Below are 12,067 nucleotides of genomic sequence, written 5' to 3'. Positions count from 1 at the left end.
ATGAACCTCCAGCCTTATCTTGATTTTACAACTTCCCTCGCATATTACGCAGGGAAGATTACTTTAAGATATTTCAATACAGGCGTTCAACCTGAATTGAAGGAAAATAATGACCCCGTCACCATCGCGGACCGTGAAGCGGAGGCGTTTATCCGCTCGGAGATCGAGCGTGTGTATCCCACTCATTCCATTGTGGGGGAAGAGTATGGAGAAAACGGAAAGAACGGTAGTTCATTTCGCTGGATCATTGATCCTATAGACGGGACGATTTCATTTATCCGCGGTGTGCCTTTGTATGGTGTGCTGATCGGTTTGGAGATCGATGGAGTGGCACGCGTGGGTGCGGCATATTTCCCGCCTTTGGATGAGATGTTGTGCGCCGCAGATGGACTCGGCTGTATGTGGAATGGACGCCGGGCAAGGGTTTCGCAGGTGAATAAACTTTCAAATGCCTGTGTAGTGAGCTCTGATTTTCAAAACCTGGCAGCCAAGATGCCGGATGTTGTTGAACGTTTTCAAGCAAAAAAAGCATTGATGCGCACCTGGGCTGATGCGTATGGATATTTACTTGTCGCTACAGGCCGGGCTGAAGTTGCGCTGGACCCGCGTTTGGATGTTTATGATTGTGCGCCATATCCCGTGATCATGAAAGAGGCTGGTGGATCCTTTGGTTCGTGGAGCGGCGAAGAGGGTCACACTTACGGGGAGGGAATTGCCTGTAACGCCGCACTCAAGCCCGAGGTTATGGAATTGATGCGCGGATCTTAATCCAATAAATTTCCTGTACTGAGTTTCAATCCTACTTTATAATAGTATTATGACAGAGAACAAGGCGGATATTCAACGATTGCCCTACCGACTCAAAGAGCCGTTCCTAACAACCACGGAACTGGCTCTTTTTCGTGTACTGACCGAGATGATGGGCAGCCGTTACGTGATCTGCCCGAAAGTTTCTTTGAATGATGTGTTTTATATTGTGCGTCCGAATGAGAATGTGCATTTCTTTAATAAGTTTTTCCGCAAGCATGTTGACTTTTTATTGTGTGATCCAAAAACGCTGGCACCTGCCTTTGGCGTGGAGATCGTGAGACCGATCTCAAAAGATACCACGCGCGAATCAGATAAATTTTTGGATGAGCTATTTACCGGTGCGGGGATTCCGTTGGTGCATGTTTCTTCCAGTGAAAAATATGATGCAGGGGATATTGTGGCGTTGTTTCAATTGGCAATGGCGAAGATCGGGCAGACGGGTTCCTTGCGAATTGAGCGCCCGACCGACCATGTGCCAAATTGCCCGGTGTGCGGAAAAATGATGGTACTGCGCATCCATCGCAATGGCTCAAGTGGCAAGGAATATTACGGTTGCATGGATAGTCCGCGCTGCGCGGGTGTGGTTGCAATCGATTGATGAAAACAAGACCCGCTCACGAGCGGGTCTTGTTTTTATTAGAAATGTCTTGCCAATTCAGATGCGTATTGTTTTCCAACTGTGACTTTATTTTCTTCAAGCCAGGTGCGCAGGCTGGTCTTACAGCGCGGGGCTTCTTTGGAGATCAGCAGATTTGCCATCAGTCCATCTACTTCTTCGGGAGTGAGCATGACATCCTTGACAAAGATGCTCATGAATTGCGCGGCCCATAAAGCGAGCAAGGGTGGAAATGGAATTAACGGCTTGCTGGCATTGGCAGACTTCCCGATCAGCTGTACCATTTCCTTGAAAGTAAATTCATCAGGTCCGACTGCGTCCCATACATAATTTTCATTTTTATAAACTGCGTCCACGGCGAGTGCTGCGAGATCGTCCACATAAACGGGGGAGAGTTTATAAGAGCCGTCACCGGGCAGGCCAAAGATGGGAAGCCGGCGCAACAGCCAGGCGATATTGTTAATCAAAATATCTTCCTTGCCAAACAACACCGTCGGACGCAGGATCGCGTAACTCATGCCGGAATCGGTCACGGCTTTTTCGTTGGCGGCCTTGCCCCAAAAATAAGGCAGATGTGAATCAGCGGATGGATTGGTGATGCTGATATGTACAATGCGTTTGACTCCCGCTTTCACAGCCGCGTTGACCAGAATGGCCGTGTTCTTTACCGCCTGAGGCTGTGTATTGTGATCTTTGTCGAAGCGAATCCAGTAGGTGTTGACCAGAACATCCGCGCCGCGCAGGGATGAGATCAACTCCTCTTCGTTTTGGAAATTAAGCGGAAAAGCTTTTACCTTCCCTGCAAACGGATCGGGACGGTTCGGGTGATTGGTGAGGGTAATTACTTCTTCACCGCGTGCGAGCAAACGGCTGGTGATGTATTTGCCTGAATACGAGAATGCGCCTGTCACTGCTATTTTCATTTTGTCTCCTTATTTCAATACCGATAGAATTGTTTTAACGTTTTTGAATCCCAGACTTTCCAGTTTGATGACTGCGCTGGTGAGCGTGTCTATGGCGTCGAAGAATTCCTGTAATGCTTTGATTCGTTCGTGGATGAATTTCACTTCCGCTTCATCGCCGGACACAGAGCCTGCTTCCAGTTCTTTTAGAGTTTCCTGCACCGAGCGCAAAGCACGGTCGAATTCGCTGTTTTGTCTTTCCTTCAAGATCGAGCGAATCGACTTGTAGAAATCGTTTTCCGCTTCGTAGTAATCTTTGCGGTCTGCAAGTTTGGACGAGCGATGTACAAGTCCCATGCGCGCCAGCGTGCGCACTTCGGTGCTGATCGCGCCTTTGGTCAGGCCAGTCTGCTCGACGATCTCATCCAGCGAAAGCGGAATAGGGGAGATGTAAAGCACAGCGAAGATCGCGCCCATGCCTTTTGGGAAACCCCAAAAACGGCTGATCTGGCTTAAGCCTTCTGTAAAATCCTGCTTGACTTGGGATAGTTTTTTTGCCATGGCTTCTTCCTTTAGAACGTTTAGTAATTACTAAACGTAATATACGACAAAGTATATTGCGTGTCAAGGCAAAAAAGCCACCATTTTGGCGGCTGAGAATATTTTTATTTGGATATTTGAAATTTATGGAGTTACGTAAAGCAGGCGGAACAACTCTGCGCCTGCTTTATAACGTCTACTTCAAGAAATCTTGAAATTTTTGGCCTGATATATAAAGATTCCCCGTTACTGTTTTCAAACCAAAACTCAACCATGCCGTAACCGCCAGGAAATTCATCTTCAGGAATTTGAACGATCAAAGGCAGTGCTTGTGCCATCCAATTTCCAAGTGCTTCTTCATTGGTCAGGTCATCAACGATGGTGTGGATATACACATCCGTTTCCATTGCGCCGAATGTAGCTCGTCCATCAGCGTAGACACAATTTTCTCCGAATGCCTGCACCCTGATCATTGCATCAGGGTTTAGCGCATGGACTCCCGATTCAACTTTTACCAGCAACTCGGGCACCTCCTGATACGCCCACATGTATCCACAAGGTTCGTAGGTGGGTGTTGTTGTGGGCGTGTCAGTGCTGGTGATGGGGGAGCGGAGACTCAATTGACCTCATTTAACGAAGGCGCGAGTCCATTTTGAATCGCGACAGCTCCCGCGGTTGCCGCTATAACAAGTGCAATGATCCAATTTCTGTATCGTTTCATTTTACAGCCAACAATTTTTATATCAGTATGTCTGCGGCGGCTGCTGCCATAAGCGCTGCTCCGCTGATTAACGCCTGCTCATCAAAATCAAATTTCGGGTGATGATGACCGTAATCCAAATGTTTTTCTGTATTCGCTGAACCAATAAAGAAGTAACAGCCATCCACTTTGGATTGGATGTAAGCCATGTCTTCCGCGCCCATGGTGAGATAGGGTGTGTTATCGTGATTCGCCTGCGGAAGCACACGCCGCGCGGATTCCTGCACTGTGGCTGTGACATGCTCCGCGTTGATCAGCGCGGGCGTAAGCTGTTTCACATTGACTTCAGCCTGGCATCCCATGGCAGATGCAACACCTTTTACAATTTCTTCGAAGCGATTGACAACTTTATTTCTTACCAGCGGATCAAAAGTGCGGATCGTGCCTTCCATCATTACTTCCTGCGGAATGACGTTGAAAGCCGTGCCGCCTTTGACGATCGTAAAACTGACCACCGCGGTTTCCAGCGGCCCGACATTGCGCGAGACAATACTTTGCGCGGCAGAAATAATTTGCGCGGCACACACCACAGGGTCAATTGCCAGATTGGGAATTGCGCCGTGGCCGCCCTTGCCGATGATCTTTATTTTAAATTCTTCCGCGCCTGCCATCACTGGACCTTTGGCAACATGCACCCAGCCGAGCGGTTTTTCATTCCATAAATGCATCGAGAGGGTCATGTCCACTTTCGGGCCTTCGAGTACGCCGTCTTTCATCATCATTTCCGCGCCGCCGATCTCTTCGCCGTTGCTGCCTTCTTCTGAAGGTTGAAAGCAAAATTTGATGGTGCCAGCCAGTTCATTCTTGTGCGCGTTTAATATTTTTGCAACCGTCAACCCAATGGACGTGTGACCGTCATGTCCGCAGGCGTGCATGACCCCTTGATTCAAGGATGCATATTCTGCACCGGTTTCCTCATGAATGGGAAGTGCGTCCATATCGAAACGCAATAGCAGGGTGGGGCCGGGCTTTGCACCTTCAAGCAGACCAACCACGCCAGTTTTGCCAACGCCCTTTGTCACTTCCAAACCGAGCGCTTCAAGTTCTTTTGCCACAATGCCGCCCGTGCGGATTTCGTTGAATCCAAGCTCAGGGTGCATGTGAAAATCGCGGCGCAGGGTTTGGGTGTAGGGGAAGAGTTCGGTTGCTTGTTTGAGAAAGTCGGTCATGTAGTGGCTCCTTGTCGAAAAGTCAAAGGTCGAAGGTCAACAGACCTTCGACCTTTGACTATGTTTTGAACTATGAATATTTTACAACTCTAAATTTTTCTTCGTATCGTGGGTTTTCATCCGTGCTGTCTTCGGTGCGGCGGGATTTGAAGCGTTCGATCAGTTTTTCAACATCCTGCACCTGCGTTTTATGTTCAAGGATGGCGCTAAGTTTGATATCCCATGTGTCGGTGACATCTACCGTGGTGTTCGGTTGATTGGTCAACGAGCACCAGACTTCTTTTGGCATGTGCGGCTGGTGGCCTTCAACTATTAGTTCAGGGAAGTAGGCGAGGTTGCCCGCTGCGGGGAATACCGCGTCCAACACGACTTGTCCGCAGTAACGGTGGTCGGGATGGTTAATGCCGTAGAGTGCGAAGAGATTTTGCGGGTCACAGGTGACGAGAATATCAGGCTGGTGCCTGCGGATCTCGCGCACAATGTCACGGCGCAGATTAAGGTCTGGGACGAGGTACCCATCCGGCAGGTCCATAAAATGAACCGCCTGAGCGCCGATGATTTTTGCTGCGTTGTTTTGTTCCACGTGTCTTAATCCGCATAACTTTTCGGGGGTCATTTCCGGGTGGGTGGTGGGATTGTAGCCCTTGTCACCGCAGGTCAGGAGCAGGTATGTGATTTGGTGTCCGGCACGCGCCCAACGTGCAAGCGTCGCACCGCAAAAAATTCAGGGTCGTCGGGGTGAGCCAGAATGACGAGTATGTTTTGTGGGGTAGACCAATTGTCGGGTTGTTCCATGGGATGTGATTAGGGATTAGGTAATTAGGAATTAGGTGATTAGGTGTTGGAATTAGGCAGTGTCTGTTTACCCGATTCCCTGTTTACCTAATTCCTGTTTTCCTGTTTTTTTGCTTTACCGCAGGTGCATCCGCCGCCTTCGTGACGGTCGCATGGCGCCTGAGATTTGCGCTTCAAGGCTTCGAGTTCATCCCACGGTTCGATCTCTTCGCGTGAGAAGGTCATGTGCTGCGGGCGGTCTGTGCCGCTTTCGATCAGCACCACGACTTTATCGCTCATCGGGATCAGATCGATCACTTTGCCTTCGCCCTTGGGAGTCACCACGCGCTTGTTGCGCTTGGGCAGACTCTTGCGCGCTTCGACATATTGTTCGTATTCATAGATCAGGCAGCAGCGTAAACGTCCGCACATGCCGGTGATTTCATTGGGCGTGAGTGAGATGCCTTGTTCCTTCGCCATTTTGATTGAGATCGGGGAGAAGTCGGTCAGGAATTGCGAACAGCAGCGGGTTTCAATTCCGCACGCGCCCATGCCGCCGAGGAATTTTGCCACGTCACGCGGACCGATCTGGCGCATTTCGATTTGCGTGCTCGGGTAAATTTGCTGCATATCCTTTTTTAAGGATTTGAGGTCCACTTTTTCTTCACTCTCTGTACTAAAGAGGAAGGCCAGACGTGAACCGTCATAGTTATATTCTGCTGTGACGATCTTCACTTCTTTCAGGCGAAGTTCAGAGGCGCGGGCGCGGCAGTTGATCATGGCTTCGGTTTGCTTGGCCTGCCAGGATTGTTGGAGCAGCAAGTCGCGCGGAGTGGCGCGTCGCTCCACAGATTTCCATCCACCTTCGGGTTGAGGGGGAGCCTCTTCCAGAACCTGGATAACCTCACCAAGATGCTTGCCGCGTGCGGTATCCACAATGACATGCTCGCCCTTTTGTACATCTGGAAGGGTTTTTGAGTCAAAGTGGTAGATTTTGCCTATTTTTGTAAATCGGACACCGATAATGTTTGAGTTCATGGGCGCAATTATACCGTAACCCCTCCACAACCATCCCATGTTTCTGCACAAATTCTGCACATTTGCCGTGTATCCTACAGAAAATAACAAAGGAGACACGAAACATGAACTTTCTTAAAGATAAAAAAATTAGAAATTGGGGAATTGCTGCGGTCGTTGTCATTGTTGCAGTTTTGGTTGGTTTTAACCTCACATCTACAAAAACTGCGAACGCGGCAGTGGAAACTGAAGCCACGGTAGTGGCGCTCGATGTGGCCGAAACGATTGAGGCCTCTGGCTCACTGGAAGCCCAACCCTTTGCAAGCCTGACCTGGAAAACGGGCGGCATTGTAGAGGAAGTTAACGTGAAGCCCGGTGACTTTGTAAAGGCTGGCGACATTCTTTTGACTTTGCAGCCCGCAAGCACATCCGCCTCAATAGCCTCGGCTCAAGCGGACCTGATCACTGCTCAAAAAAATCTGGAAGATTTACTCACTTCAGGCACCGACCTCGCACAGGCCTCCATTGATCTGAAAGATGCTGAAGAAGAGTTTAAAAGCAAAGATGAATACATGACCTATCTGCAAAATGATAAAAATATTCCGCTTTCAGATACTCAGGTTTATGTGCAGAAAAATCAGCGCGGCGGATATGAATATGTATATAAGACCAGAGATTATCGTGGTCCGGCCACCGAAGCCATGCTGACCGAAGCTGCCGATAATCTGGCTCTGGCAAAAGGCCAATTGGAAGATGCACAACGGGCTTATGATCGTTTGAAGGCCGGCGCTGACTCTCAGGATGTGATCGCAGCCCGCGCCAAAGTGGATGCCGCTCAGGCTACGGTCAATACATTAAGTATCATTGCTCCGTTTGATGGCGAGGTACTTTCAGCCGATGGTCAGGCCGGTGATGTGGTAAATACGGGCGACCTCTCTGTCAACATGGCGGATATGAGTCATCTTTATGTTGAGACACAGGTGGATGAATCAGATATAGCGAATATCAAATTGGGCAATCAGGCTCAGGTCACGTTGGATGCGGTGTCTGGAGTCACGCTCACAGGTCAGGTGGCGGCAATTAATCCGGTAGGTGAGGTTATCTCCGGGTTGGTGAAATATACAATCCGTGTTGATCTGGATCAAGTGGACGGCGATATCTTCCTGCCTTTGGGAACGACTGCCAATGTTGTGATTACGGTCAAAGAGGCTGCTGCGACAATAGCAGTGCCGATCGCTGCCATTAAAAACGATACTCAGGGTGAATATGTTTGGGTGTTTCAAGCGGATGGTTCATCTGTGCGCGTGGATGTTATCAGCAGCTCCATTGTTGGTGATCTTGTAGTAGTAACTGGTGATCTGAAGGAAGGCGACCGATTACGACTCATAGCTGACGGAGGTTTTCAAGCACCGAATCCGATGCAGGGAGGAGAGTAGTATGATCCAAACTGAAAACCTGACAAAGGTCTATCAGATGGGTGATGCCGAAGTGCGGGCTTTGGACGGCGCCAGCTTTAATGTTGACAAAGGCGAGATGGTTGCCATCATGGGACCATCGGGGTCGGGCAAGAGCACGTTGATGTCTATTATTGGCTGTCTGGATGCGCCGACCAGCGGTAAATATATTTTGGATGGTTTATCGGTTGAGAATATGAGTGAAACCGAACTCGCTACTGTCCGCGGGCGTAAGATCGGTTTTGTGTTTCAGCAATTTAATTTATTGGCGCGTACTAGCGCCCTGGAAAATGTAATGCTCCCGTTGACCTATGCCGGATTTTCAGGCAAGGATCGTAATGATCGTGCGCTGAAAGCGTTGGATCGCGTGGGTTTAGGGAAGAGGACTCATCATACTCCTAGCGAGCTTTCTGGTGGACAGCAGCAACGTGTGGCGATAGCCCGAGCATTAGTCAACGAACCTGCCATTATTCTGGCTGACGAGCCGACCGGCGCATTAGATAGCAAGACCGGCGTGGAGATCATGGAATTATTCCAGAGCCTGCACAAGGAGCACGGGCAGACCGTGATCCTGGTGACGCATGATGCATATGTGGCACGTCACACCGACCGGATTATCAAACTCTCCGATGGAAAAATTGTTTCGGATGAAGTGAATAAAAATCCGATCAAAGCGGGTACAAAACGTGAAGAGGAATAAGAGCAGTTAAACACAAAGGACACAAAGGTCACCAAGGTTTAAAACCTTAAGATAGAAAACTTTCCTTCCTTTGTGTGCTTCGTGCCCTTCGTGTTTAATGGTTTTAAGAATTGGAGAATTAAAATGTTATTTTCAGAAAATTTTAAGATCGCGATCCGCGCTCTACGCGCAAACAAACTACGATCTATTCTTACGATGTTGGGAATTGTGATCGGCGTTGCGACAGTAGTTGCCTTGCTTTCGATCGGTAAGGGCGTTACGGCCAACATCACAAGTTCAATTCAAAGTAATGGTTCCAACCTGCTGACTGTATCACCGGGCAGGCAGCAAACAGGCCCGGGCGGTGGCGGATCGCAGCAGGCCAGCTATTTATATTATGCAGATTATCAATTACTTCAGCGTTCATTAAAGGATGACATTGCCGCTATTGTGCCCAGCTACCAGTCTTCTTATTTGGTGGATCATGGGAATGATAGTTTTACTGTAAATGTCACCGGGACTACGAAGGATTATCAAAAGACCAATTCTTATGAAGTGGCGGAAGGTCGTTTTATTTCAGATGGTGATAACAAAGCAGAGTCTCGAGTGGCTGTACTCGGAGCGGAAACCGCGAAGGATCTGTTTGGTGGTTTGACTGCTGTTGGCAAAACGATCTCGATCAAAGGTGTCAAGTTTGAAGTGGTGGGTGTGCTTGAAGCCAAGGGATCATCCGGGTTTGGCGGCTCATCTGATGATGCGGTCTTCATTCCACTGGAAACAGGGTATGGCAAGTTGTTCGGGTCAAATGCCACATACAATGACAAGAAGATCGTTAATAGCATTTCCGTCTCTGTCGCCAGCACCGAAGCCATGGATAATGTCTCGGCGCAGATTGAGTTTTTGATCCGCCGTGCGCATAAACTGACATCCTCGGATGAATTGGATTTTAATGTTTTGAGCCAATCTGATCTATTAAGTACATTGACTTCAGTTACTCAAACACTCACAATTTTCCTTGGAGCCATCGCAGGGATTTCACTTCTCGTGGGCGGAATTGGTATTATGAATATTATGCTGGTTTCAGTAACTGAGCGCACGAAAGAAATCGGACTTCGAAAAGCTGTTGGCGCGACAAAGAATCAAATCCTCACGCAATTCCTGATCGAAACTGTGACACTTAGTTTGCTGGGCGGCATCATTGGAATTCTGCTTGGTGTTGGTCTGGCTCTGCTTGTTACATTGAGCGGCGCATTTACTGCTGTCATCACAGCCGATTCAATCCTGCTGGCATTTACTTTTGCTTTGGCAATTGGCGTGTTCTTCGGAATTTATCCCGCCTACCGCGCGGCGAATTTGCATCCGATGGTGGCGTTGAGGTATGAATAGACGGTAGACCACAGACAATGGACGGTAGTCACGGTCTACGGTCCATCGTCTGTCGTCGGAAGATATAATAAACCATGCCAAAAAAATCCTCATCGTAGATGATGAACCTCAGATCGTTGAAATCTGCCGGGACTATCTTAAAGCGGCGGGTTACGAAACGGTCACGGCAAATAATGGCACGCAGGGACTTTCCCTTGCGCGCCGTGAAAAGCCTGATCTGATTGTGCTCGATCTGATGATGCCCGAAATGGATGGGTTTGAAGTCACACGCGAAATTCGCCGCGAAAGTGATGTGCCGATCATCATGCTTACTGCCCGTGTCGAAGAGACCGATAAATTAATTGGCCTTGAAATCGGCGCAGATGATTACATCACCAAACCTTTCAGTCCGCGTGAATTGGTGGCGCGCATCCGCGTGGTGCTGCGGCGTGTGGTAAGTTCACCTGATAACGAAACCATCCGAGCAGGCAATGTTGAGCTTGACCGCGCACATTATGAAGTCCATCTACCTGATAAAACCATTCCACTTACATCCACCGAGTTTGAAATCCTCGCCACGTTAATGAGTCAACCCGGCAGGATTTTTTCGCGCGCTCAATTACTGACTGCCACACACGGCATCACATTTGAAAGTCTTGAACGCGCCATTGATTCCCACATCCGCAATCTGCGCCGCAAATTGGAACCCGCCGAGTTGATCGTCACCGTGCATGGCGTGGGGTATAAATTTTACGCAGAGCCAGGTCGAAACGTTGAGGGTTAATATGCATTCATCCGTTCGTGAGATCCGTATCCGCTTGTTATCTCTGTTGGTCAGAGTATTTGTCTTTGTTATATTGTTAACTTTGTTTTTCTTTCTTTTTGTGGTGAGCTACTTTCTGACCTCGCAAACCTCACCGATTTCCGTGCCCTTTATTGGTTCATTTGAAGGATACTACATTGGGCACGGGAGCTGGGATGGAATTGAAGCCGCTTTTAATTCCGTTGCAGATGATCAATTGAATTCCATGCCTACTATTTTGCTGGATGAAAACCAGCGCATCGTACTTGACCGTGATGCTGATCCTGTTACGACGAAAGGTTCCAGCTACGAGCTTTTGCCAAATGATTTCTCTTTTAATTTGGAGGTCGACGGACAAAAAGTGGGAACACTTGTCGTTGTTTCTGCCAGTCCCTGGAGCAGGCTTGGCATTGCGCGTGCGGTTATTTTTCCTGTGGGCATAATTTCCTTTCTGCTTTCCATATTTCTTGTCACGATTGCAACCCTGCTTGTTCGGCGTTTCATTAACCCTTTGGCTGATGTGATCTATGCAGCTCGAGAAGTAACAGACGGAAAACTCAATACGCGTATCTCAAGTGAAGGCCCGCAGGACATGCGCAGTCTTTCAGAGAGTTTTAATGAAATGGCATCCTCGCTCGAACGCAATGACCGTGAACGGCGTGACCTGCTCGCCGATATTGCCCACGAACTGCGCACTCCGCTCACTGTCATCCGCGGGCGGTTGGAAGGAATTGTAGATGGCGTCGATTCTACGGATGATGGACAGGTAATCTCTCTTGCGCTTGAACAAACCTATCTTCTTGAACGCCTGGTGGATGATCTGCGTCTGTTGACACTGGCCGAGACGCGCCAGTTGCATTTTGAAAAAAACTCTGTAGATCTTGCTCAATTATCTCAGCATACGATCGAGATGTTCTCCGCTGAAGCGCAGGAGAAAAATATAATGCTATCGCTTGAAAAGGGGAGCGGAAATTACAAGTCCGAACTTGACCCGCAGCGCATGGAACAAGTCATCGGCAACCTTGATCGGTAATTCATTGCGCTATATTCCTGACGACAGCAAAATATGGCTCACGCTCGAAGAGACTTCTGATGAAGTGAAACTTACTATCAGCGATAATGGCCCCGGCGTTGCAGAAGATGAATTGTCATTCCTGTTTGACCGCTTCTGGCGCAAAG

Annotated in this window: 14 protein-coding genes; 8 read left to right on the top strand and 6 right to left on the bottom strand. The window is 48.8% G+C overall.

Translation table 11 applies throughout. The features are described from left to right. Window positions 1-768 carry an inositol monophosphatase family protein gene (locus tag IPL71_RS18675; RefSeq protein WP_345324249.1) on the top strand — a complete coding sequence of 256 codons (768 nt, stop codon included), beginning with the start codon at window positions 1-3 and terminating at the stop codon, window positions 766-768. A 49-nt stretch (window positions 769-817) separates the two neighbouring features. Next, complete coding sequence (locus IPL71_RS18670) at window positions 818-1,408, top strand: DUF2726 domain-containing protein (RefSeq protein ID WP_345324247.1); 591 nt, start codon at window positions 818-820, stop codon at window positions 1,406-1,408. Between the two features lie 38 nt (window positions 1,409-1,446). Here the strand turns inward: IPL71_RS18670 and IPL71_RS18665 are convergent, their stop codons facing one another. The 6 genes from IPL71_RS18665 to IPL71_RS18640 all read right to left on the bottom strand — a co-directional run bounded on the left by IPL71_RS18665 (window position 1,447) and on the right by IPL71_RS18640 (window position 6,609). Then, window positions 1,447-2,349: an SDR family oxidoreductase gene (locus tag IPL71_RS18665; RefSeq protein WP_345324245.1), complete on the bottom strand. Its 903-nt coding sequence runs from the start codon at window positions 2,347-2,349 to the stop codon at window positions 1,447-1,449. Window positions 2,350-2,358: 9 nt separating this feature from the next. Beyond that, a complete protein-coding gene (locus IPL71_RS18660; protein WP_345324243.1) occupies window positions 2,359-2,889 on the bottom strand; it encodes a GbsR/MarR family transcriptional regulator in 531 nt (176 codons plus the stop codon). Between the two features lie 131 nt (window positions 2,890-3,020). After that, window positions 3,021-3,488 (bottom strand): hypothetical protein, encoded by a 468-nt coding sequence (locus IPL71_RS18655; protein ID WP_345324241.1) that lies wholly within the window; start codon window positions 3,486-3,488, stop codon window positions 3,021-3,023. Window positions 3,489-3,606: 118 nt separating this feature from the next. After that, window positions 3,607-4,797: a M20 metallopeptidase family protein gene (locus IPL71_RS18650; protein ID WP_345324239.1), complete on the bottom strand. Its 1,191-nt coding sequence runs from the start codon at window positions 4,795-4,797 to the stop codon at window positions 3,607-3,609. A gap of 70 nt (window positions 4,798-4,867) precedes the next feature. Continuing rightward, a complete protein-coding gene (locus IPL71_RS18645) occupies window positions 4,868-5,521 on the bottom strand; it encodes a PIG-L deacetylase family protein (protein ID WP_345324405.1) in 654 nt (217 codons plus the stop codon). Between the two features lie 158 nt (window positions 5,522-5,679). Beyond that, window positions 5,680-6,609: a PSP1 domain-containing protein gene (locus IPL71_RS18640; RefSeq protein ID WP_345324237.1), complete on the bottom strand. Its 930-nt coding sequence runs from the start codon at window positions 6,607-6,609 to the stop codon at window positions 5,680-5,682. Window positions 6,610-6,713: 104 nt separating this feature from the next. Between IPL71_RS18640 and IPL71_RS18635 the strand changes: the two genes are divergently transcribed. The 6 genes from IPL71_RS18635 to IPL71_RS18610 form a co-directional block, all read left to right on the top strand. Then, window positions 6,714-8,024, top strand: a complete 1,311-nt coding sequence (locus IPL71_RS18635; protein WP_345324235.1) for an efflux RND transporter periplasmic adaptor subunit — start codon at window positions 6,714-6,716, stop codon at window positions 8,022-8,024. 1 nt (window position 8,025) lies between these two features. Then, window positions 8,026-8,742 (top strand): ABC transporter ATP-binding protein, encoded by a 717-nt coding sequence (locus IPL71_RS18630; protein ID WP_345324233.1) that lies wholly within the window; start codon window positions 8,026-8,028, stop codon window positions 8,740-8,742. Between the two features lie 123 nt (window positions 8,743-8,865). Further along, window positions 8,866-10,107, top strand: coding sequence for an ABC transporter permease (locus tag IPL71_RS18625; protein ID WP_345324231.1), 1,242 nt, complete (start codon window positions 8,866-8,868; stop codon window positions 10,105-10,107). A 49-nt stretch (window positions 10,108-10,156) separates the two neighbouring features. Further along, window positions 10,157-10,870: a response regulator transcription factor gene (locus tag IPL71_RS18620; protein WP_345324404.1), complete on the top strand. Its 714-nt coding sequence runs from the start codon at window positions 10,157-10,159 to the stop codon at window positions 10,868-10,870. 1 nt (window position 10,871) lies between these two features. After that, on the top strand, window positions 10,872-11,921 hold the full coding sequence (locus IPL71_RS18615) for a histidine kinase dimerization/phospho-acceptor domain-containing protein (protein ID WP_345324229.1): 1,050 nt from the start codon (window positions 10,872-10,874) through the stop codon (window positions 11,919-11,921). After that, a partial coding sequence (locus tag IPL71_RS18610) for an ATP-binding protein (protein ID WP_345324227.1) occupies window positions 11,875-12,067 on the top strand: 193 nt, incomplete at its 3' end. The genes IPL71_RS18615 and IPL71_RS18610, both read left to right, overlap by 47 nt.

Source organism: Candidatus Villigracilis proximus (genome assembly GCF_016717045.1).
Taxonomy (GTDB): Bacteria; Chloroflexota; Anaerolineae; order Anaerolineales; family Villigracilaceae; genus Villigracilis; species Villigracilis proximus.
The sequence above is the reverse complement of the archived record's forward strand: the minus strand, read 5'-3'. Positions and strand labels throughout refer to the sequence as shown.

Excerpts from the sequence above, each read along its gene's own strand:
- IPL71_RS18625 (WP_345324231.1), top strand. The coding sequence starts at position 8,866 with ATGTTATTTTCAGAAAATTTTAAGATCGCGATCCGCGCTCTACGCGCA.
- IPL71_RS18615 (WP_345324229.1), top strand. The coding sequence starts at position 10,872 with ATGCATTCATCCGTTCGTGAGATCCGTATCCGCTTGTTATCTCTGTTG.
- IPL71_RS18630 (WP_345324233.1), top strand. The coding sequence starts at position 8,026 with ATGATCCAAACTGAAAACCTGACAAAGGTCTATCAGATGGGTGATGCC.
- IPL71_RS18640 (WP_345324237.1), bottom strand. The coding sequence starts at position 6,609 with ATGAACTCAAACATTATCGGTGTCCGATTTACAAAAATAGGCAAAATC.
- IPL71_RS18635 (WP_345324235.1), top strand. The coding sequence starts at position 6,714 with ATGAACTTTCTTAAAGATAAAAAAATTAGAAATTGGGGAATTGCTGCG.
- IPL71_RS18665 (WP_345324245.1), bottom strand. The coding sequence starts at position 2,349 with ATGAAAATAGCAGTGACAGGCGCATTCTCGTATTCAGGCAAATACATC.
- IPL71_RS18660 (WP_345324243.1), bottom strand. The coding sequence starts at position 2,889 with ATGGCAAAAAAACTATCCCAAGTCAAGCAGGATTTTACAGAAGGCTTA.
- IPL71_RS18670 (WP_345324247.1), top strand. The coding sequence starts at position 818 with ATGACAGAGAACAAGGCGGATATTCAACGATTGCCCTACCGACTCAAA.
- IPL71_RS18650 (WP_345324239.1), bottom strand. The coding sequence starts at position 4,797 with ATGACCGACTTTCTCAAACAAGCAACCGAACTCTTCCCCTACACCCAA.
- IPL71_RS18675 (WP_345324249.1), top strand. The coding sequence starts at position 1 with ATGAACCTCCAGCCTTATCTTGATTTTACAACTTCCCTCGCATATTAC.